The following is a 21,956-nucleotide window of genomic DNA, read 5'->3' as shown; positions in this document are numbered from 1 at the left end:
CACGTCGCAACCAGCCAGTTCAAAGGAGTATATAATGGCCAAAGCATTCGCTTCCCAAGGGGACACAACTGAAAAGAAAATCTCCTTTACCGAAGTAGGCGACGGTCTTTATGCCTTCACCGCAGAAGGCGACCCAAACTCCGGTGTGATCATTGGCGATGAGTCAGTCATGATCATCGAAGCGCAGGCAACGCCGCGCTTGGCCAATAAAGTGATTGAGTGCGTGCGCACAGTTACCGATAAGCCCATCTCGCATGTGGTGCTCACCCACTATCACGCCGTACGTGTGCTCGGCGCCTCGGCCTATGGTGCGCAACAAATCATCATGTCGGACAAAGCCCGCTCCATGGTGGTTGAGCGGGGTCAAGAGGATTGGGACAGCGAGTTCCAACGCTTCCCACGTCTATTTGAAGGCCACGAAAGCATTCCCGGCCTCACTTGGCCCACAACCACCTTTAACGACAAAATGACCGTTTATCTCGGCAATCGCAAAGTTGAGATCATGCATTTGGGCCGCGCCCACACGGCAGGTGACGCGGTAATTTATGTGCCGGACCAAAATGTTATGTTTACCGGTGACATCGTGGAATATCACTCCGCTTGCTATTGCGGCGACGGCCATTTTGCCGATTGGGGGCCAACGCTTGATGCGATCAAAGCCTATAATGTCGACGCCATTGCCCCAGGCCGTGGTGATGCATTGGTGGGCGAAAAAATGGTCAATGCCGCCATTGAAAACACTCGTGATTTTGTCGCTTCAACCTATAAGCCGGTGCAAAAAATTGCGGCTCGTGGCGGCAGCCTAAAAGAAGCATGGGATGCAGTGCGCGCCGAGTGCGATCCAAAATTTGCGGACTATGCCATTTATGAGCATTGCCTGCCGTTCAACGTGGCCCGCGCCTATGACGAAGCCCGCGGCCTCGACACACCACGCATCTGGACCGCCGAACGCGACATGGAAATGTGGGAAGCTTTGCAAGGCTAAGCCACAAATTTGGGGGGAGACCAAATGACCAAGATTTTTGAAACGCCGCTCTATCCTTATGTGCGGCATGCTGATCAGTCTGCGCAACCACCCGTGCGGCGCAAAGTGGTGATCATTGGCGCTGGCCCTATTGGGCTGGCGGCCGCCATCGATTTGGCGCAACAGGGCATTGAAGCCGTCATCGTTGATGACAATGATAAGGTCAGCTTTGGTTCCCGCGCCATTTGCTTTGCCAAACGCCCCTTAGAAATTCTCGACCGCTTGGGCTGCGGCGATCCGATGGTGGATAAAGGTGTGGTATGGAATTTGGGCAAAGTGTTCTTTGACGAGCGCCAAGTCTATGATTTTAACCTGCTCCCCGAGAAGGGCCATAAGTACCCAGCCTTTATCAATCTGCAGCAATATTATTTCGAAGAATATTTGGTCAATCGCGCCCGTGAACTTGAGCAGCAGGGCGCACCCATCGAAATTCGCGGCGGCAATAAGGTGATCGAAATGACACCTCATGCCGACCATGTGGACCTCACCATTGGCACACCTGACGGCCCTTACCAGCTGCAAGCCGATTGGGTGATCGCTTGCGATGGCGCTGCCTCTCCAGCCCGACAAATGTTGGGGCTCGATTTTGTGGGTCGCGTCTTTGAGGACAATTTCCTGATCGCCGACGTGATCATGGATGCCGATTTTCCAACTGAACGCTGGTTCTGGTTCGATCCCCCATTCAATAAAGGCCAATCTGCACTGCTGCACAAACAACCAGATGGTGTGTGGCGCATTGATCTGCAATTGGGGTGGGACATCAACAAAGAAGAAGAAAAGAAGCCGGAAAATGTCATCCCGCGCCTGAAAGCTATGTTGGGCGATGATGTGCAATTTGAATTGGAATGGGTCTCAATCTACACCTTCCAATGTCGCCGCATGGAAAAGTTCCGCCACGGCCGCGTGCTGTTTGCCGGCGATTCGGCCCATCAGGTCTCGCCCTTCGGCGCCCGCGGGGCCAATTCAGGCCTGCAAGATACTGATAATCTGTGCTGGAAGTTGAAACTGGTGATGGAAGGCAAGGCGCCGGAAAGCCTCTTGGACAGCTATGATGATGAGCGGATTTATGGCGCGGATGAGAATATTCTGAATTCATCCCGCTCTACCGATTTCATCACCCCGAAATCTGAAATGTCACGCTTGCTGCGCGATGCGGTGCTGGATTTGTCCGAGCATTATGAATTTGCCCGTCCGCTGGTGAATTCGGGTCGCCTGTCAGTGCCCTGCACCTACGATCAGTCCCAACTTAACTCTCAGGATATGCTGGACGGTCCTGCACGTACCCGCCCCGGCTCTCCTTGTCCCGATGCCCCGGTGGGCGATGGATATTTGCTCAACCAACTGGGCGACGCGTTCACCCTGTTGAGCATTGATGCTGAAGCCCCCGATGATTTCGAGGTTGATGGCATAAAGATCAAGCATTTGGCCCTATCCAGCGCCGATATGGAAAGCGACGCGCTGGCTGCCCGCTATTTGGGCATGGAAAGCGGCGCCGTCTATTTGATCCGGCCGGACCAACATGTGGCCGCCCGTCATCAACAGTTCGATAAAGATTACTTTGCGAACGCTGTGCGCCGTGCCATCGGCAAATCAGTTTGAGGGAGACCAAAATGAGCAGCACACTGAACCTAAGCCCAAACATCCCCAATGCAGACGATTTCTACGCTGACCTGTTGGCGGCACATGAAGGGCTGAGCAAAGATGAAAGCGACGCGTTCAATGCAAGGCTATTGCTGATTCTCGCCAACCATATTGGCGATCGCAATGTCCTTGCCGATGCACTCGACGCAGCAAAGGCCAAAGACTAGCAAAACGACATCTTCGCCAACACATGAAACAAGACATAAAAAAAGCGCCCTAGTGGCGCTTTATTTTTTTCGGCTGGGGTAATTGCCGAATATTTGGAGCGGGCGATGAGATTCGAACTCACGACCCCAACCTTGGCAAGGTTGTGCTCTACCCCTGAGCTACGCCCGCCTCCGGAACAATGATCCTGCGATCAACGTTCGGCGCTTATATGCCTAATGAGGAACGCAATTGCAAGTCAAAAATTGGCATCTGTGAAACTTTTATGTTATCCGCTGATCTAACGTTAAATTTCGCTGATGAATTTTGCGGCTTCCCGGGCGGTATTTAGCGCTTTTCTCTTGTTTTTCAGAATCGCCCGCGCCACATTCATCTCAATCGCGACCAACCCATCAGGTGTTTTATGGAATTCTCAATGCAGGCCAATCTGACCCCACAAAATGGTCAAGCCACGCCAAATGATCTGATTAAAGATTCAGACACAGCAAATTTTGCAAAAGACGTGATGGAAGCTTCAAAAACCACCCCCATATTGGTGGATTTTTGGGCGCCTTGGTGTGGACCATGTAAACAATTGGGCCCGATGATCGAAAAAGCGGTCACCGAAGCTGGCGGTAAGGTGAAACTGGTCAAAATTGATATCGACCAAAACCAAGCCATCGCCGGCCAATTGGGCATCCAATCCATTCCAGCCGTAATCGCCTTTGTTGGCGGCCAACCAATTGATGGCTTTATGGGCGCTGTGCCCGAAAGTGAAATCAAGGCCTTCATCGATAAGATCACCTCGCAAGCCCCACAAAATCCAAACGACCCCGCCGCCCAGATCGAAGCGGCGTTGGAACAGGCCCAGGGCGCACTCGATGCGGAAGATTTTGGCACCGCCTCACAAATCTATTCGCAAATCCTGCAGTTTGATCCACAAAATGATGCAGCGATTATCGGCATTGCCACCATTCACCACAAAATGGGCAATGACGACAATGCACGAGAAACCATGGCCAAAGTCTCCGAAGAGGGACAACAAAGCGCGTCCTACAAAAGCCTGGAAGCGGCCTTTAAGCTCGACGAAGAAGCCGCCAATCTGGGCGATACGGCCAAGCTGGAAGCCGAGCTGGCCAATGATCCGGAAAACCATCAATTACGTTTCGACCTTGCATTGGCCTATAATGCACAAGGTGAAAAATTGAAGGCGGCAGAAATGCTCATGCACATCATCAAAACGGATCGCGAGTGGAATGATGATGGTGCGCGCACCAAACTGCTCGAACTGTTTGATGCGTGGGGCCCTGCGGACCCAGACACCGCCAAAGCCCGTCGGATGTTGTCCGGCCTGTTGTTCAGTTAGGATCAAAATCTATGCCGCTACCCTCTCCCATACCGATATTTCCGTTAGAGGGGTTATTGCTGTTCCCGCGTGCGGTGCTGCCATTGCACATCTTTGAGCCGCGCTATGTGGCCATGGTGGACGCTGCCTTGAAAGCAGATCGGCATATTGGTGTGATCCAGCCCGCGCTCGACGATAAGGATGCCCTGTCCGCTGTGGGCACCTTGGGGCGCATCAGCCATTTCGAGGAACTGCCACAAAATCGGTATATGATCGGACTGACAGGCATTTCGCGCTTTAACTTGGTGCAAGAGATCGAAGATCTGAGCGATGTGCCCTACCGTGTGGCCGATGTCAACTATAAAAGCTTTAGCGACGACTTGGAAATGCCAGAAGATTTAAGCGAGCTTGACCGAAAGCGGTTCGAAAAGGTTTTGAAAAATTACGCCAAGTTTGCGGAATTTGAGCTCGATTGGTCTGAAATTAAAGACACGGACACAGAAGATTTGGTCAATAGCTGTGTGATGGCCAGTCCATATCAGCCGCGCGAACGTCAAGCCTTGCTCGAAGCCGCAACGCTAAAAGAACGCGCGGAAATGTTGATGGCTTTGGCCGAGGTTGAAATGTCCCGCAGCGACCCAACCCAAACGATGCAATAATGGAAAATCACAATATCGATCCCAAAATGCTGGAAATGCTGGTCTGCCCGTTTACGAAAACGCGGTTGGAACTTTCAGCAGATGGGAAAGAATTGGTGTCGCACGCCGCGCGGCTGGCCTTTCCCATCGAAAAGGGCGTTCCCCTCATGGTGCTCGATGGCGCCCGCCACCTCAAAGAGGACGAGTTGTGCTAATCCTATTTGATCTCAATCCTGTCCGCTGTACCTCGCCCCCAGGCTGATCCCACTAAAGCGGCAAACCTTTGAGCAAGCGCAATTCATCATTTGCTGCAGCCGCATGGCCAATAAAGGCATTCTTTAAAAATGGCGCGCGGTCCACAAGCCCCAGCCCTACATCGCGCGCAACGCGCACCACAGGCTGGTCATTAGAAAACAGCACATTGAGCGCATCTGTGGCCAAGGCCATAAGTCCCGTATCAAAACGGCGCAAGCGCTGATAGCGCTCGAGCACCTCTACCGAGCCCAAATCCTGGCCGTGGCGCACAGCTTCAACCAGAACTTCAGCGAGCGCCGCCACATCTTTTAAGCCCAGATTCATCCCCTGCCCGGCAATCGGATGCACCACATGTGCCGCATCTCCAATCAGGGCAACCCGATCTGCCACAAATTCCTTGGCAATTTGTAGCCGCAGCGGAAAGGCTTGTGCCGGGGCGAGTACTTTGACTTTCCCCAGACTTGAGCCCATTTTGCGCTCGATTTCCCGTGCCAATTTCTCTTCTGGCATCGCCAGAATTTCAGGCACCAAATTCGATTTTTCGGACCATACCAAGCTGGATCTTTTATTGGGCAACGGCAGGCTGGCAAAAGGCCCATGGGGCAAAAAATGCTCATACGCAATGTTGTTGTGGTCGAGCTCATGCTCAATGGTGGTCACGATACCGGACTGGCCATAATCATGACCCGTTGTGGCAATACCCATCATCTCGCGTACCATGGAGCGGGCCCCATCCGCGGCAACAACCACACTGGCTTCAACCAACTTGCCACTTTCAAATTCCACCGTGGAAAATGCATCTCCCGGCACAATTGAAGTGACCTTATCCGGCGCGATCATCTCAACATCAAACTCATCGAGCCGATTGAGCAGTGCGCCGATTGTGCTTTTGTTCGGCACCATATGGGCGAAGGGTTGCCCGGGCTTCACATCGCCTTCAAACCGCAAGAACAGCGGACGGGTCAAATCATTGTCGGAACTGTCGGTAATATGCATGCCATCAATCGGGCTGGCATCAGGCAACATATCGGCCCACACGCCAAGGGCTTCAAAAACGGAGGTCACGCCCAAAGCCAAGGCAGAGGCACGGCCATCCTTTTGTGGCACCTCAATCTTGTGCACATCGTTAAGGCCCACCTGCAACTCCGGCATGGCCTGCTTAAGCGCCAGCGCCAGGGTAAGTCCAGCCGGGCCTGCCCCCACAATCAAGATATCCAGCTTTTGTGCTTTGTTTTTTGCCCGCGCCATATTGCACCTATTGATTTGAGTTGGCCGCACTTTGAACCCAACCCGACAGAAAAACAAGTTCCCCCTTGTCGCAGCCGATGAATCTTTAGGCACGCATGCGATTCTGCACATTTATTGTGCATGTAAAATAAGCAGACGGTAAATTGATCGTCAGACAACTTTTTGATTCGCTAGTAGAATCAGCCACTTACTTTGCATTCAAAAACTGGCACGCATCTTGATTCCTTTGATGACGAGAATTGTCCCGCCGGGCAATCAACGAAGAGGAACCGATCATGAAACTGATAAGTGCCATAATCAAACCGTCCCGTCTTGAAGATGTACGCACCGCTTTGAGCGATAAAGACATCCATGGGATGACCGTTGCGGAAGTGCGCGGCTATGGACGGCAAAAAGGCCATACCGAGATTTATCGCGGCGCCGAATATGCGGTAAATTTCATGCCTAAACTCAAGCTCGACATTGCTGTCTCTGATGAAGCCAGCAGCGATGTTGTGGAAACCATTGCCACTGCCGCCCGCTCCGGGCGCATCGGCGACGGCAAAATCTTTGTCCTCAATCTCGAAGAAGCCATGCGCATTCGCACCAGCGAAACCGGCGTAGAAGCGCTTTAACTCAAGAAAAATCATGCTGGAGAAGAAAATGACTCGCTTGTCTTTTAATCGCGCGCTCAAAGCTGCGCCGCTGATCGCTTTGGGCCTCTTGTTGCCCACGGCAGCGCAAGCGCAAGAAGCTGCGCCGACCCCTGAATATGCCATGATCTTTAACACCTTGCTGTTCCTGATCGGTGGTTTTTTGGTCATGTGGATGGCCGCTGGCTTTGCCATGTTGGAAATGGGCTTAGTGCGGTCCAAAAACGTTTCCATGCAAGGCCTCAAAAACATCGCCCTTTACTCCATCGCGGGCATCATGTTTTGGCTCACTGGCTACAATCTGATGTACACCGGCGTTGATGGCGGCTTTATCGGCTCTTTCGGCCCTTATGATTTCCCAGCCCCTGGCGCTGACGATGGCAGTGCTGGCTATTCAGTGGCCTCAGACTGGTTCTTCCAAATGGTCTTTTGTGCCACCACGGCTTCAATTGTGTCGGGTACATTGGCTGAACGGATCAAATTCTGGCCGTTCTTTATCTTCACTGCAATTCTGACTGGCATTCTTTATCCGATTACCGGTTCCTGGCAGTGGGGCGCTGGCTGGTTGGCTGGCATGGGCTTTGCTGACTTTGCAGGTTCAACACTCGTCCACTCCGTTGGCGGCTGGGCAGCTTTGGCTGGTGCAGTTATTCTGGGTGCACGTAAAGGACGCTACGGACCAAATGGTCACATCACGCCAATGCCAGGCTCGTCTATCCCGCTAGCAACCTTGGGTATGTTCATCCTATGGCTCGGCTGGTTCGGCTTTAACGGTGCATCGCAGTTGGCCATGGGTACCATTGCTGACGCCGGCGACATTTCACGTATCTTCGTGAACACAAACCTCGCAGCTGCTGCAGGTGCTGTCGCCACAATCATCCTGATGCAGTTGATCTACAAAAAGATCGACGTGACCATGGTGATCAACGGCGCATTGGCTGGCCTTGTGTCCATCACCGCTGAGCCATTGGCACCAAGCGTGCCGTTAGCCTTGCTCATCGGTGCTGTTGGTGGCGCGATCGTGGTATTCGCTGTGCCGATGCTCGATAAGTTGAAAATCGACGACGTGGTCGGTGCTATCCCCGTTCACTTGCTTGCGGGTATCTGGGGCACAATGGTTACCCCACTAAGCGGTTCCGGCAATTTCGGCGTGCAGCTGGTTGGCATCTTGGCCATCGGTGCCTTTACCCTCGTGGCATCTACGCTGGTTTGGATGGCGCTGAAAGTCACAATGGGTATCCGTGTTTCTGAAGAAAACGAATCTTTGGGACTGGATAAAGCTGAAGTTGGGGTGGAAGCCTACCCTGAATTCTAATTAAACAACAAACAAACCATGTCCCAAGGCCCGGCCATTTTGGCCGGGCTTTTTCGTGCCATACGATCAACGCTTTTTTGAATAAAATTAGGCTCAAATTAACTATAGCATTCTAGCTTTATCGTTTGAGTAACTGCGTCAAAAGAGATCTGTTGAACCCGCATGCCAACGTCAACTGCCATTGAAAAAAAAGAAAAACGCGACGCGGCCATTGCCGTGAAAATTCCCTTACGCCTTATGGGAATTCTTTCACTGTGCGCCCTCGCCATCATCTTTTTGGCGCTCATGTCCTGGTCGGTCAATGATCCCAGCTTGAGCTTTGCCAGCGATTCGCCAGTTTCAAATTGGCTCGGCTTTCCCGGCGCAGTCATTGCCGATATTGGTTTTCAATTTTTCGGCCTTGGCATTTTGGCGCTGATGGTCCCGCCCGTGCTGTGGTCCATGAAAATGATCAAACGCCAATTGCCCACCCATATGGCGCTGCGCAGCCTATTGTGGATTATTGCCTCGATGTTGATTTGCGGCATGTTGGCGTTTTTCAGCGCGCCGGAAACGTGGCCCCTCCCCTCAGGATTGGGCGGCATAATTGGTCTGGGCTTTTCTGCGCTTGCAACATTTGTGGCCGGAGACCTCGTCGTGCAGCAAGCCGGCTGGCTTTTTGCCTTAATCCTGTTCACCCCGGCGGCCGTATCGTTTTGGCTGGCGGTGCGCAGCATTGATCCATTCGAAATGCATCAGCCAAAATCCAAGGGGAAGTCAGATTCGCCCAAATCGGTGACCATGGCCATCTTGTCCGCCGTGGGCAATCTGGGCGCGATCACCCTCGGCGCGATCACCCACTCGATTTTTTCTGCCAACATTGCGTTGAAAAAAGCACGCGCAAAACAACAGGAAAAACGTGCACAGCAAAATGATTCACGTGAAAACATCGAACCCGTTTTCGCAGACGCCGCCACACCACAAGTCCACGCCCCTCAGCGCCGAATTGAACCACGGTTCGAGGAAGACATGGCCCGCACCGCCCAAAGCCATGTTGAGGGCAATCAAGCCCCAAGCGATTTCGCTGAAGATTATATCGACTATCCAGATCTGGACGACGACCCAATTGAGCCGCATGTGGCCCAGCCCGCCGCGGCACACCAACCTGCCAACGCAGCGCCGCTGGCCAAGCCACGCGTTACCGCGCCCGCGCCGCGCCCAGCGCCCGGCCGTCGTGTCACCCAAGAAGCGCAAACATCTTTGCTGCGGGATGACGGATTCGAATTGCCAGAATTGTCCTATCTGGCCGATGTGCCCAACACCGGCACCGCCAAGGAACATATGCCCGAAACGCTGGAAGAAAACGCGCGGCGGCTTGAAGGGGTGTTGGAAGATTTCGGCGTTAAGGGCGACATCATCAATGTGCGCCCCGGCCCAGTCGTCACGCTTTATGAATTGGAACCTGCGCCCGGCATTAAATCTTCACGCGTGATTGGCTTGGCTGACGATATCGCCCGCTCCATGAGCGCCATCTCGGCGCGGGTCGCAGTGGTGCCTGGTCGCAATGCAATCGGCATCGAATTGCCCAACGAAACCCGCGAAACTGTTTATTTGCGTGAATTGCTGGCATCGCAGGACTTTGAAAAAGTCAAAGGCAAGCTGCCGCTCTGTTTAGGCAAAACGATTGGCGGTGAGCCGATCATTGCTGATCTAGCCCGCATGCCGCACCTGCTCATCGCCGGAACGACAGGCTCGGGCAAATCCGTGGCCGTGAACACATTTATCCTGTCGCTTCTCTATCGCTGGACGCCAGAGCAATGCCGGTTGATCATGATCGATCCGAAAATGCTCGAGCTCTCGATCTATGACGGAATTCCCCATTTGCTCACCCCGGTGGTCACCGATCCGTCCAAAGCTGTGACAGCCCTTAAATGGGCCGTGCGCGAAATGGAAGATCGCTACCGGAAAATGTCAAAGGTCGGCGTCAGAAATATTGATGGCTTTAACCAGCGGGTCGCTGAAGCAAAAAAGAAGGGTGAAGTGATCACCCGCACAGTACAAACCGGATTTGATCGCGATACCGGGGAAGCGATATTTGAGAGCGAAGAGTTTGATCTCGAGCCACTCCCCTTCATCGTGGTGATTGTCGATGAAATGGCTGACCTGATGATGGTCGCCGGTAAAGACATTGAAGGCGCCATCCAGCGCTTGGCACAAATGGCACGGGCCGCAGGCATCCACTTGATCATGGCGACACAGCGCCCATCCGTGGACGTGATCACCGGCACGATCAAAGCCAACTTCCCCACCCGGATTTCATTCCAGGTTACGTCAAAAATCGACAGCCGTACTATTCTGGGCGAGCAAGGCGCGGAGCAATTGCTCGGCATGGGCGATATGCTCTATATGGCAGGCGGTGGCCGCACCCGTCGATTGCATGGTCCCTTTGTGGCCGACGGCGAAGTGGAAGCGGTGGTGCAGCATCTCAAATCTCAAGGTGCGCCTGAATATTTGGAAAATGTCACCGAGGAAGTCGAAGACGATAGCGGCCCCGGCAATTCCAATTTGGGCAATTCCGGCGACGAGCTTTATGACAAGGCCGTCAACATTGTGCTGACAGATCGCAAAGCATCCACCAGCTATATTCAACGCCGCCTCTCCATCGGCTATAACCGGGCCGCCACGTTGATCGAACGCATGGAAGAAGAAGGGGTCATCTCCCCCGCCAACCATGCTGGCAAACGCGAAGTCTTGGTCGGCGATGACGAATCGGCCCTTTAAAAGCTATAGTTTCATCATCATTTACTCATGTGTTCGCCACATTGTTTAAACATACTGGCAAAAAGCAAATGTGCGACAAAGGACAGCTTCATGCGTTTTTTCAAGCTTAGCATCGCCGCCTTGGTATTTTCCATCGGCGCCATCTTTTCTGCTCATGCCCTTGATCGGCCATTGAGCGAAGAAGAAGTGGCCATCATCAACGAGATTAGCGCGCACCATTCAGCCGTTGAACAAATGGCTGGCCGCTTTATCCAACTCGATAGCGCTGGCAATCGCGCCGAAGGTATTTTTTATATCAAGCGGCCAGAAAAAATCCGCTTTAAATATGCGCCCCCATCACGCGAAGAAGTTGTCTCCGTCGGCCGCGGTTTCTATGTTTTGGACCGCAAGGAAAAAACAAAGTTCGCCTACCCGCAACACCGTGTGCCGCTGCGTCAGTTCTTGTCCGACCAAATCGATCTGTTCCAAACCAACATTACCAATGTCACCAAAACCGAAGAAATGATCGCCATTTCCGTATCAGACGAAACACCGATTGGCTTGGTCTCGGTCACAATGATTTTTGATCTCGCCACCAAAGAGCTCAACCAATGGACGCTAACCGAACCGAACGGCAATGAAGTGACATTTTCAATTTACGATGTCACCACGGACATCGACATTCCAAAATCATATTTCTATATCCCTGCCGACTATAAATCGCGCAACGAATAGAAACCTCGCCTGAAATTTCCGGGTTGCTCCCCCGCCCTGATCGGTCATTATGTTCATTCATGATTCGAACGATCTGGCGGGGATGCCGTTGTTACGAACAGCGTTCGTGACCACGGCAACATCATAAAGAGGATATTTTAATGGCGCTTTCAATTGCAACATGGAACATCAATTCGGTGCGATTGCGCCTGCCCATGGTGCTAGAGTTTTTGCAAAAGCACCAACCTGATATTCTGTGTTTGCAAGAAATCAAATGCCAGGACGAGCAGTTTCCAGCAAAGGCACTCGCCAAAGCAGGCTATGAATATCAAGCCGTGAACGGACAAAAAAGCTATCATGGGGTAGCGACAATTTCGCGCCTACCGATCATTGATCAGGACAAGCGCGAATTTTGCCAAATGGGAGATGCCCGTCACGTCTCCGTGAAACTTGATGCGGGATTCGCCCCCCTGAACATTCACAATTTTTATGTGCCCGCCGGCGGCGACGAACCGGACCCTGTCGCCAATCCAAAATTCAAGCATAAGCTCGATTTTCTCGATGAGATGGAGCAATGGTTCAACGGACCGGAGTTTGACGCGGGCCATGTCATTGTTGGCGACTTTAACATCGCGCCCCACGAAAATGATGTGTGGTCACATAAGCAATTGCTCAAAGTGGTAAGCCACACACCAATCGAAACGGAAAAGCTCAACGCCATTCAGGCCAAGCGCGAATGGGCTGATTTGGTCCGCCAGCATATTCCACATGACGAGCGGCTTTATTCCTGGTGGAGCTATCGTTCAAAGGATTGGTCTGCATCAGATCGGGGCCGTCGACTGGACCATATCTGGGCCACCAAAGATGTTGCACCCTACGCCCATAAAACTGAAGTGCTGCGCGATGCGCGGGGATGGCAACCAAAGCCATCTGATCATGTGCCGATCATCACACATCTGAAATAAGGTTCAACCGCTTTTCAGTTTCGCCCGAATAGAAGTCAGATTGCCCACATAGTTGGAAAGCGATTGGCGTATGTGGCTCGACATCATTTCGCCCAGTTCAGGATAAGTCTGAATCAATTTTTTGAAATGGGTGCGCGGCACAAACACCACCTCGCATTCGGTGAGGGCACGCATGCTCGCGGCGCGTGGGGTGGCTGCCAACAAAGCCATATCGCCAATCAAAGCACCGGCATCTTCAATTACGCTATCATGATGGGTGCCGCCTTTGTGTTCTACAGCCAATCGACCGGACACCAAAATAAAGGCCCCCTCGGCCACGTCACCTTCCTGCACCAGCAAGTCGCCCTGTTGCACATGGCGAAAATCGGAAACAAATGCCACCAATTTGATCTGGTCTTGTGAGAAGTTTTGGAAAAAGGACACCTGCCCCAAAACTTCAATCATTTTTTCAAGTGCCATCGTCAACGTCCCCCAAAACGTTTCACAGCTTTTATGGGACTAAACGATAGCCCCCTTCTTCGGTCACAAGCAAGCGGGCATGGGTAGGATCACGTTCGATTTTTTGCCGCAGACGATAAATGTGGGTTTCCAATGTGTGGGTGGTCACCCGATTATTGTAACCCCAAACCTCTTGCAGCAGCACATCACGTGAAACAGTTTTCGCGCCCTGACGATAAAGAAACTTCAAAATTGAGGTCTCTTTGTCGGTCAACCTGATCTTGCGCTCATCATCTGCTTCAAGGGTTTTGGTCGATGGGTGGAACCGGTAAGGCCCGATGGAGAAGACCACATCTTCGCTTTGATCATGCTGCCGCAACAAGGCCCGGACCCGCGCCAGCAACACTGAAAACCGAAACGGTTTGGTCACATAATCATTGGCACCGCTTTCAAGTCCAAGGATCTGATCCGCGTCACTATCGTGCCCGGTCAACATTAGGATTGGTGATTTCACACCGTCCTGCCGCAAGATCTTGACCGCCTCGCGCCCATCCATATCCGGCAGGCCCACGTCCAAGACCAGCAAATCGAAATGCCCCTCTTTCGCGAGTTGCAAAGCGCTATTGGCGTTTTCGGCTTCAACAATTTCGAATTCACGATAATGCGCCAGTTGGTCCACCAGGCTTTGACGCAATTCAGCTTCATCATCAACAATCAACAAACGACGTTTATTCATAGGTCCAGTCCAAAATGTTCAAGCCTAAGGGCAAATCAGCAATAACTCTGTCTAGCATCATGCGCACTTAACATGCTCATCACAAGGGCGTTAGCAATTTGTGTAGTTAACAGGCGCACTCACGTGTAATCCCGCGCACCGAAAATCGCCGACCCAACCCGCACATAACTTGCCCCCATTTCGATGGCCGTTTCATAGTCGGCGCTCATGCCCATGGAGAATTTGGCCAAACCCGCATCCTTGCCCAACTCCACCAAGCGGGCAAAAAATGGCGCCGGCGGTTCACCAACCGGCGGAATGGCCATCAGCCCTTGAATATCCAAGCCCAAATCTTGTTGGCAATAGCGCACAAATTCGATCGTTTGATCCGGTGCGATCCCGCTCTTTTGCTCTTCTTCGCCAATATTGACCTGTACGAATAAGGGGATGGATTTGCCTTGCGCCTCCATTTCTTTTTTCAAATAGCGCGCAAGCTTTTCACGGTCCAATGAGTGAATGACGTCAAAAAGAGAAACGGCCTCTTTGGTCTTGTTGGTTTGCAAAGGACCAATAAGGTGCAGGGTCAGATCGGGAAATTGCTCGCACAAAGCGGGCCATTTGCTCTGTGCCTCTTGCACCCGGTTTTCGCCAAAATCCCGTTGCCCTGCTTCAAGGATCGGTAAAATCTCCTCGGCGCCGTAGGTTTTAGAAACGGCGATCAGTTGTGGTGCCTCTCGCTCCACCCCATCAAATCGCTTGGCCGCACGGGCCATATTTGACCGAACTTCATCTAACTCTTTCGCGCCCATCTTTTACCTCTTTTTCAATGTCCCTGCCCTATCATAACCGACGCTTGCATTGGACCCCTCAGCCCGATGAAAGCTTGACCGACAAGGCAAATTCTGGTGAAGGTCAACATCAAGGTTTGAACCACAGATCAATATTATTCAAGGACAAAAGAAACCGGTATGACTTCGGAACGTTACAACCCGCGTGAGAGCGAACCCCATTGGCAAAAAGTTTGGGCGGATAACCAAAGCTTTGCTCTAAATGAGGACAGCGACAAGCCGAAATATTACGTCCTTGAGATGTTCCCCTACCCTTCTGGCCGCTGCCATGTTGGCCATGCGCGGAACTATACTATGGGGGATGTGATCGCGCGGTTCAAACGCGCCAAGGGCTACAATGTGTTGCACCCGATGGGTTGGGATGCATTCGGCATGCCCGCCGAAAACGCCGCCATGCAAAACAATGCCCACCCCAAAGAATGGACCTACAAAAATATCGAGTCCATGAAAGAGCAATTGATCGCCTTGGGGTTGAGCCTTGATTGGTCCCGCGAGTTCGCCACCTGTGATCCTGAATATTACCATCAGCAACAAAAGCTGTTTCTCGATTTTTTGAGCGAAGGCTTGGTCTATCGCAAAAGTTCAAAGGTCAATTGGGACCCAGTTGACCACACCGTGTTGGCCAATGAGCAAGTGATCGATGGGCGCGGTTGGCGCTCAGGCGCGTTGGTGGAGCAAAAAGAACTCACCCAATGGTTTTTTAAGATCACTGATTTTGCCGAAGACTTGTTGAATGAGATCGACAATCTGGAGGGCTGGCCTGACAAGGTGCGCCTGATGCAGAGCAACTGGATCGGCAAATCAGAAGGCTTGTTGATCCGCTGGGCATTGGACGAAAAGACCGCCCCTGCCGACCATTCGGAGTTGGAAGTCTATACTACACGTCCCGATACAATTTTCGGCGCGTCCTTTATGGCTGTCGCCGCCGACCATCCTTTGGCGCAAGCTGCTGCCAAAGACAATCCTGAGCTGCAAGAATTCATCCAGGAATGTCGCCGCATGGGGACCTCCGTCGCCGCATTGGAGACCGCCGAGAAAAAAGGCTTCGACACTGGGATTCACGTGAAACACCCGTTTGACGACAGCTGGACCCTTCCCGTTTATGTGGCCAATTTTGTATTGATGGACTATGGCACCGGCGCCATTTTCGGCTGTCCCTCTGGAGACCAGCGCGACTTGGACTTTGCCCGCAAATACGAATTGCCTGTTGTGCCAGTGGTCATGCCTGAAGAGGCAGACGCTGCCAGCTTCGAGATTGGAGATGAGGCCTTCACAGATGATGGTGTGATGATCAACTCCCAATTCTTGGATGGCATGACACCCGAAGAAGCATTTGAGGAAGTGGCCCGCCGCTTGGAAAACATCTCCATCAACAATCGCGAGCAAGGCGAGCGCAAGGTCAATTACCGGTTGCGCGATTGGGGCGTTTCCCGCCAACGCTATTGGGGCTGCCCTATCCCGATTATCCATTGCGACAATTGCGGCGTCGTCCATGTGCCAGACGAACAATTGCCCGTGGAATTGCCCCACGATGTAACATTCGACGAGCCCGGCAATCCATTGGACCGTCACCCCACATGGAAACACACCACCTGTCCAAATTGCGATAGCCCGGCGCGTCGTGAAACCGACACCATGGACACATTCGTCGATTCCTCATGGTACTTTGCCCGCTTCACTGCGCCGCGTGCCAAAACACCAACCGTCAAAGAATTGGCTGACCATTGGTTGCCCGTCGATCAGTATATTGGTGGCGTGGAACACGCGATTTTGCACCTGCTGTATTCGCGCTTTTTCGCCCGCGCCATGAAAGAAACAGGCCATTTGTCCGTGACGGAACCTTTCAAAGGCCTCTTCACTCAGGGCATGGTGACCCATGAGACCTACAAAAATGAAGCTGGTGAATGGGTTGCCCCAACCGAGATTGATCTCAAGGGTGAGGATGGCAATCGTCAAGCCGTTCTGAAAGGCACCGACAAGCCCGTGAAAATTGGCTCCATTGAGAAAATGTCGAAGTCGAAAAAGAACGTTATCGACTTGTCGTCAATGGCCGAAAGCTTCGGCGCCGATGCCACACGTTGGTTCGTATTGTCAGACTCGCCGCCAGAGCGCGATGTGCAATGGACCGAATCTGGCATTGAAGGGGTTTGGCGTTTCATCCAACGGGTGTGGCGCTTGGTGGATGACACAACTGCAAAGCTGGCGAATGAAAATGTGGGTTCGAAAGCCCATATTGAAACCGAAGATTTGTTGAAATCGGCCCACCGCGCCATCGCCCAGGTGACCGATGCCTATGATAATTTGCGGTTCAACCGCGCAATCGCACAAATCTATGAATTGGCCAACGCTCTGTCCAAATCGATGGCCAAGATCAAAGGTGATGCGACCAGCGATGAGCGCAAAGCACTGAAATTTGCCATCGAAACATTGGTAAAATTGTCCAATCCCATCGTGCCGCACCTGTCAGAAACCTGCTGGGCCCACCTTGGTCACGACACATTGCTGGTGGATGAAGCATGGCCGGAAGCCGACAAAGCCTATTTGTCTGACGACACCATCATGCTGCCAATTCAGGTGAACGGCAAAAAACGCGGTGAATTGACGATCGCCAAAGACGCAACCAAAGCGCAAATCGAGCAAGCTGCCTTGTCAGAAGAACCGATTGCGCGCATGCTAGACGGCAACGCACCCAAAAAGGTGATCGTGGTACCAGGTAGAATTGTAAATGTTGTTATTTAGATCATTTAAGCTGGCCGCATTGGCCGCCCTTTCTGCCGCCCTATTGGCCGGATGCACCTTGCGCCCGGCCTATCAGGCGGACGGACAAGCTCAAGCGAACTTTGATATTACCTATGCAGAGCCGGACACACGGCTTGAGCAAATTGTGATACAAAAGATTCGCTTTGATTTGGGCGAGACCAAAACCGCAGCTTACAAACTTGATCTAGGTGTCAGCGCTTCTGCCCGTAGCCTCTTTAAGGCTGGCTCTCAATTTGCCCGCAATGAAAAAGAGATGAAGGCAACCGTCAGCTATAAGCTGATCGACGTGAACACTGAAGAAACCGTCCTTTCTGGCTCCCGTTTTGCCACCGCAACCTACCAGACCTCGGGTCAACTCGTTGCGGATAAAGCCGCAGTGCAGGATGCTGAAAAACGGGCCAGCGAAGCAGCGGCCAAACTCGTCGAAATCGACCTTTTGCAGTTTTTCAATGAGGCCAACACACAGTGACCGCCCTAAAAGCGCGTGATGTCTCGGGATTTTTGAACCAGCCGGATCTCAAATCAGGCATTATCTTGATTTACGGGCCAGATGCTGGCCGCGTTCGGGAAACAACGGATCAACTGCAAAAGTACTTTCAGGGTAAAGATGCCGACCCGATGAATTTGATCAGCTTGCAATATGCTGATCTTGATAATCCAGACGCGACCATCGAAACCGAGGCGAACACCAGTTCCATGTTCGGTGGCCAGCGAATTGTGCGGGTGCGTGGCGCCACAAATGCGGCCGCGCCAACACTTGAACGGTTGGCTGCAGAAAATGTGCCCGCCATTATTCTGGTGGAGGCGGGCAATTTAACGCCCAAGGACAAGCTGCGCAAAGTCTTAGAAAAGGCCAAATCTGCCCGTGCCCTGCCCTGTTTCGCAGACGACGCCCGCAGTCTTGACCAATTGATGCGCGAGATGTTTCGCGAAAATCAGGTGCAAATTGACAATGATGCGCTGCAGGCGCTCAAAGATCAGCTCGGTAATGATCGGCAAATCACCCGATCAGAGGTTGAAAAACTCATCCTCTTTGCCGCCCACACGAAAAAAGTGTCCCTTGAAGATGTCATGACCCTATGTGGCGACAATGCCATGCTAGCGCTTGATGAGATTATTGATAGTGCGGGCACCGGACATGTGCAAAAACTCGATCAGGCCCTGTCCCGAGCCTTTGATAGTGGCATTCATTCGTCGGCGATCCTCACCCGTTCACTTATGCACTTTACCTGGCTGCGCACCCAACGGGCGAAAATGGAGGAAGGTGCGTCGTTAGATCAACTTGTAAATGGGGCGCGACCGCCCATTCACTTTTCACGCAAGGCGAAGGTGCAAACACAAATTCGGACCTGGTCATCGGGCAACCTCGCCACCGCCTGTACCCGCATTTTTGATGCCATCGCCCAGACCCGGAAGAACGCCTCATTGGACATTGCCCACACACGCCAAGCGCTTTTGGCAATCGCAACCATCGCCGCACGCCACTAAAAATCAAAGATTCACGTGAAATCATGCAAAATTGACGTTTTTGGTGCGTTTCTGTGGTCGCCTTCAGGGCCGAAGGTCGGGTCATTGCACGCTGAAGGTCACGAGAGAAACGCACTAAAAACGAGATTTTTGGTCCTTTTTCGGCCCAAATCCTATTTTTCCGACATCGGCCTGATCCACTTTTTCGAAATGCGCACAATTTGATCTCGACGCAACCCGATGTCCTCAAGTTGGCGATCGCTCTTTCGACCCAGCTCATGCCTTAGGCACATGATTCGAAATGGACGGGCGAGTAACAGAATGAACCCATGAAACTTGCTGTGGTGACGCATGGTCAAAAACTCATTTTTCAATTACATTTGATTAAGCAAGCATATGAGCCGGAATTCCGCTAAAACAGCGACAAGAATGCAACTTCTTTTGCAGGAATGAAAAATGAAATTCGAGTGGGACGATATTAAACTCTTCGTCGCAGTGGCCGAGGCGGGTGGCCTAACAGCCGCAGCAACGAAAACGGGAATGAGCCCGGCCACACTTGGTCGCCATATCTCCGCATTGGAGAACATAGTTGGGAATTCACTGTTTCATCGCTCGCCGCGCGGCTATCAACTCACCCCTTTGGGTGAGGATCTGCTGGCCCATGCGCAAAATGTGTCAAATTCCATGTCCGCACTTCAACGCTGGAGCGAGCAGTTAAGCGTAAAACCCACAGTGCGTATCTCCGCTGGGCCCTGGACGTCGTTTTTTCTGGCACAACACATGGCTGACCTTTGGCAGCAGGATACTGACCTCACGATTCAATTGGTTTCTGGACTAGAGCGCGTAGATATTGGCCATCGTCACGCCGAAATGGGCGTACGCAATGTCCGGCCCCACGAGCAATGGTTGGCGGGGCGCAAACTTGGCGAGGTCGCATACGCCTTATATGCCCGTGCGGATGGAAGTGAATACAATGAAACGCGCTATATTGGCGTCACTGACACAATGTCGAGCGCCCGCTCTGCCCAATGGTTGGATCAAAATCACAGCGACAACGTCGTTCTGCGCGCCAGCGATTCTATGAGTGTGCGCGAAATGGCCGCTGCTGGAATCGGCCAAGCCGTTTTGCCCTGCTTTATTGGTGACCAGGACCCGCGCTTGAAGCGCTCAAGTGAATTGATCGATGCATTGCGTACAGAACATTGGCTGGTAATGCATCATGACGAGCGGCACCGACCCGCTATACGCAAAGTGGCAGATCGTCTTGTCAATTTGCTGCAACACTATCAAACGCTGTTTGAAGCAACAAAAAAGGCGGACATAAAGCCCGCCTAATGCACTCATTTTTCAATCAAAATGCTAGCCATTGCGCTGCAAGCGCGCGCACACATCATCGAGCTGGTCCAATGTACGATATTTAATCTCAATTTTACCGCCGCGCTCTTTATGATCAATCGATACTTTTAGGCCCAAGCGGTCTGAAAGCTCTTTTTCAAGCGCCAGCGTATCTGAATCTTTTTGCTTCTTTTTGGCGCTAGCAGGTGTATCGCCGGCTTCTTCATCAGCCCGCAATTGCTTTTGCACCAGATTTTCTGCTTCGCGAACGCTCAAACCACCCTCAACAATGCGTTGGGCCAGAGCCGAGGGGTCTTTTGCAGTAATCAGGGCGCGTGCATGTCCTGCGGAAAGCGCGCCATCAGCAACATAGCCTTGCACACTTTCTGGCAATTTCATCAGCCGCAACGTGTTAGCCACATGAGAACGGCTTTTGCCAATCACTTGTGCCAAGTCGGCCTGTGTATAGCCGAACTGTTGCAATAGCTGATCATAACCCCTTGATTCTTCTAACGGATTTAGATCTGCCCGCTGCACGTTCTCAATAATCGCCAGCTCAAGTGCCTCACGGTCATCGAGCTCACGAATAATAACAGGCACTTCATGCAGCCCAGCACGTTGTGCCGCGCGCCAACGCCGCTCACCCGCCACCAATTCATATTGATCGGGTTCAACCTGGCTCGGCCGCACCAAAATCGGCTGCATGATACCTTTTTCTTTGATCGAATTGGTTAGATCTTCCAATTCGTCCGCAGAGAAATGACGCCGTGGGTTATTGGGGCTGGCGACGATAAACTCAACAGGCAATCGACGAATGCCAGAGCTATCCGCATGGCGCGGCGCGTCTATAGGCGGTGTATCACCAATTAAAGCTGCTAAACCCCGTCCCAATCGGGCGCTTGAATTTTTTTCGTTCATCGTTTCAACCCTTATGCCGCCTTCAACTGGCGTTCACGCTTAATCACTTCAGTCGCCAACCGTAGATACGCCTGAGAGCCCGCACATCGCAAATCATAGAGCAATGCTGGCTTGCCATACGAAGGTGCCTCAGACAGCCTTACATTTCGCGGTATAACCGTATCATAAACCAATTCGCCCAAATGCTCCCGCACATCTTCCAAAACCTGCATCGACAGATTGTTGCGCTTATCAAACATGGTCATAATCACGCCTTGAACATAAAGCCCTGGATTCAGGTTGGTCTTAATTTGTTCAATGGTTTGAAGCAGTTGGCTCAAACCCTCTAGCGCAAAAAACTCACATTGCATCGGCACAAGCACGGCATCTGCAGCGGCTAGCGCATTAATCGTCAATAGGTTAAGTGAAGGCGGACAATCAACCAGAATGTAGGTAATTGGCTTGCCTTCATGGTAAAGGCTACCGGCATTCTCAAGTGCATTACGCAAACGGAAAGCCCGATCACCCTTCTCCGCAATCGCCAGTTCAAGACCCAGCAAATCCATGGTTGAAGGCACAATGGCAACATTTGGCACATTTGTGTGCAAAATCGCCTTTTCCAGCTCAACTTCGCCTGTCATCAGATCATAAGCTGAATATTGCCGGGTGCTGCGTTCAACTCCAATACCTGTACTGGCGTTGCCCTGCGGATCAATATCAACGATCAAGACACGCTCACCAATCGCGGCCAAAGCCGTCGCGAGGTTAATTGCTGTAGTGGTCTTACCCACACCGCCTTTTTGGTTCGCTAAAGTCAGAATACGCGGCCGCATCGG

At 52.2% G+C, this 21,956-nt stretch carries 22 protein-coding genes and 1 tRNA gene; 15 read left to right on the top strand and 8 right to left on the bottom strand.

All coding sequences use genetic code 11. From position 1 onward, the window contains the following. Positions 1–34: 34 nt before the first annotated feature. The 3 genes from G549_RS0115830 to G549_RS0115820 are packed head-to-tail and all read left to right on the top strand — an operon-like array spanning position 35 to position 2,832. Positions 35–985, top strand: coding sequence for an MBL fold metallo-hydrolase (locus tag G549_RS0115830; protein WP_027835844.1), 951 nt, complete (start codon positions 35–37; stop codon positions 983–985). 24 nt (positions 986–1,009) lie between these two features. Next, the gene (locus G549_RS0115825) at positions 1,010–2,623 is read left to right on the top strand and encodes an FAD-dependent oxidoreductase (RefSeq protein ID WP_027835843.1); all 1,614 of its coding nucleotides are present in this window, start codon (positions 1,010–1,012) and stop codon (positions 2,621–2,623) included. An 11-nt stretch (positions 2,624–2,634) separates the two neighbouring features. Then, positions 2,635–2,832 (top strand): DUF2783 domain-containing protein, encoded by a 198-nt coding sequence (locus tag G549_RS0115820; RefSeq protein ID WP_027835842.1) that lies wholly within the window; start codon positions 2,635–2,637, stop codon positions 2,830–2,832. Positions 2,833–2,926: 94 nt separating this feature from the next. On the opposite strand, the gene G549_RS0115815 is transcribed toward G549_RS0115820, so the two are convergent. Continuing rightward, positions 2,927–3,001: transfer RNA gene (locus tag G549_RS0115815), tRNA-Gly, on the bottom strand. Between the two features lie 232 nt (positions 3,002–3,233). On the opposite strand from G549_RS0115815, the gene trxA reads away from it, so the two are divergent. From trxA to G549_RS0115795, 3 genes are read left to right on the top strand one after another with little or no spacing between them, the layout of a single operon-like run. Further along, positions 3,234–4,175 (top strand): thioredoxin, encoded by a 942-nt coding sequence (trxA, locus tag G549_RS0115805; protein ID WP_246778390.1) that lies wholly within the window; start codon positions 3,234–3,236, stop codon positions 4,173–4,175. A gap of 11 nt (positions 4,176–4,186) precedes the next feature. Then, positions 4,187–4,813, top strand: a complete 627-nt coding sequence (locus tag G549_RS0115800) for an LON peptidase substrate-binding domain-containing protein (RefSeq protein WP_027835840.1) — start codon at positions 4,187–4,189, stop codon at positions 4,811–4,813. Beyond that, positions 4,813–5,007, top strand: a complete 195-nt coding sequence (locus tag G549_RS0115795) for a Trm112 family protein (protein ID WP_036223089.1) — start codon at positions 4,813–4,815, stop codon at positions 5,005–5,007. The genes G549_RS0115800 and G549_RS0115795 overlap by 1 nt, the downstream gene beginning before the upstream one ends. Positions 5,008–5,059: 52 nt before the next feature. Here G549_RS0115795 and G549_RS0115790 read toward each other — a convergent pair whose 3' ends face one another. Continuing rightward, entirely contained in the window at positions 5,060–6,295 is a 1,236-nt protein-coding gene (locus G549_RS0115790) for an FAD-dependent monooxygenase (protein WP_036223087.1), read from the bottom strand. Positions 6,296–6,570: 275 nt separating this feature from the next. Here G549_RS0115790 and G549_RS0115785 point away from each other — a divergent pair, with 275 nt between their 5' ends. The 5 genes from G549_RS0115785 (at position 6,571) to G549_RS0115765 (ending at position 12,660) form a co-directional block, all read left to right on the top strand. Continuing rightward, positions 6,571–6,909 (top strand): P-II family nitrogen regulator, encoded by a 339-nt coding sequence (locus G549_RS0115785; protein WP_027835837.1) that lies wholly within the window; start codon positions 6,571–6,573, stop codon positions 6,907–6,909. 28 nt (positions 6,910–6,937) lie between these two features. After that, positions 6,938–8,242 carry an ammonium transporter family protein gene (locus G549_RS0115780; RefSeq protein ID WP_027835836.1) on the top strand — a complete coding sequence of 435 codons (1,305 nt, stop codon included), beginning with the start codon at positions 6,938–6,940 and terminating at the stop codon, positions 8,240–8,242. Positions 8,243–8,404: 162 nt separating this feature from the next. Beyond that, positions 8,405–11,002, top strand: coding sequence for an FtsK/SpoIIIE family DNA translocase (locus tag G549_RS0115775; RefSeq protein ID WP_084634216.1), 2,598 nt, complete (start codon positions 8,405–8,407; stop codon positions 11,000–11,002). A gap of 90 nt (positions 11,003–11,092) precedes the next feature. After that, positions 11,093–11,716 carry a LolA family protein gene (locus G549_RS0115770; RefSeq protein ID WP_027835834.1) on the top strand — a complete coding sequence of 208 codons (624 nt, stop codon included), beginning with the start codon at positions 11,093–11,095 and terminating at the stop codon, positions 11,714–11,716. 140 nt (positions 11,717–11,856) lie between these two features. Beyond that, positions 11,857–12,660 carry an exodeoxyribonuclease III gene (locus G549_RS0115765; RefSeq protein ID WP_027835833.1) on the top strand — a complete coding sequence of 268 codons (804 nt, stop codon included), beginning with the start codon at positions 11,857–11,859 and terminating at the stop codon, positions 12,658–12,660. A gap of 3 nt (positions 12,661–12,663) precedes the next feature. On the opposite strand, the gene G549_RS0115760 is transcribed toward G549_RS0115765, so the two are convergent. The 3 genes from G549_RS0115760 to G549_RS0115750 form a co-directional block, all read right to left on the bottom strand. Further along, a complete protein-coding gene (locus tag G549_RS0115760) occupies positions 12,664–13,119 on the bottom strand; it encodes a cyclic nucleotide-binding domain-containing protein (protein ID WP_027835832.1) in 456 nt (151 codons plus the stop codon). Positions 13,120–13,150: 31 nt separating this feature from the next. Then, complete coding sequence (locus tag G549_RS0115755; RefSeq protein ID WP_027835831.1) at positions 13,151–13,834, bottom strand: response regulator transcription factor; 684 nt, start codon at positions 13,832–13,834, stop codon at positions 13,151–13,153. A gap of 119 nt (positions 13,835–13,953) precedes the next feature. Continuing rightward, entirely contained in the window at positions 13,954–14,622 is a 669-nt protein-coding gene (locus tag G549_RS0115750) for a YggS family pyridoxal phosphate-dependent enzyme (RefSeq protein ID WP_027835830.1), read from the bottom strand. Between the two features lie 159 nt (positions 14,623–14,781). Between G549_RS0115750 and leuS the strand changes: the two genes are divergently transcribed. From leuS to holA, 3 genes are read left to right on the top strand one after another with little or no spacing between them, the layout of a single operon-like run. Then, complete coding sequence (gene leuS / locus G549_RS0115745) at positions 14,782–17,400, top strand: leucine--tRNA ligase (protein WP_027835829.1); 2,619 nt, start codon at positions 14,782–14,784, stop codon at positions 17,398–17,400. Continuing rightward, the gene (locus G549_RS21545) at positions 17,387–17,890 is read left to right on the top strand and encodes a hypothetical protein (protein ID WP_027835828.1); all 504 of its coding nucleotides are present in this window, start codon (positions 17,387–17,389) and stop codon (positions 17,888–17,890) included. Before leuS ends, G549_RS21545 begins: the two co-directional genes overlap by 14 nt. Further along, a complete protein-coding gene (gene holA / locus G549_RS0115735) occupies positions 17,887–18,909 on the top strand; it encodes a DNA polymerase III subunit delta (protein WP_027835827.1) in 1,023 nt (340 codons plus the stop codon). The genes G549_RS21545 and holA overlap by 4 nt, the downstream gene beginning before the upstream one ends. Positions 18,910–19,061: 152 nt before the next feature. On the opposite strand, the gene G549_RS22160 is transcribed toward holA, so the two are convergent. Beyond that, on the bottom strand, positions 19,062–19,181 hold the full coding sequence (locus G549_RS22160) for a YjiS-like domain-containing protein (protein WP_425528548.1): 120 nt from the start codon (positions 19,179–19,181) through the stop codon (positions 19,062–19,064). Positions 19,182–19,344: 163 nt separating this feature from the next. Between G549_RS22160 and G549_RS0115725 the strand changes: the two genes are divergently transcribed. Beyond that, complete coding sequence (locus G549_RS0115725) at positions 19,345–20,223, top strand: LysR family transcriptional regulator (RefSeq protein WP_027835826.1); 879 nt, start codon at positions 19,345–19,347, stop codon at positions 20,221–20,223. Positions 20,224–20,247: 24 nt separating this feature from the next. Here the strand turns inward: G549_RS0115725 and G549_RS0115720 are convergent, their stop codons facing one another. Continuing rightward, on the bottom strand, positions 20,248–21,141 hold the full coding sequence (locus tag G549_RS0115720; RefSeq protein WP_027835825.1) for a ParB/RepB/Spo0J family partition protein: 894 nt from the start codon (positions 21,139–21,141) through the stop codon (positions 20,248–20,250). A gap of 11 nt (positions 21,142–21,152) precedes the next feature. Further along, on the bottom strand, positions 21,153–21,953 hold the full coding sequence (locus G549_RS0115715) for a ParA family protein (protein ID WP_027835824.1): 801 nt from the start codon (positions 21,951–21,953) through the stop codon (positions 21,153–21,155). Positions 21,954–21,956: the final 3 nt, after the last annotated feature.

The organism is Maritalea myrionectae DSM 19524 (assembly GCF_000423365.1).
Taxonomy (GTDB): Bacteria; Pseudomonadota; Alphaproteobacteria; order Rhizobiales; family Devosiaceae; genus Maritalea; species Maritalea myrionectae.
This window is presented reverse-complemented; position numbering and strand designations above follow the sequence as displayed.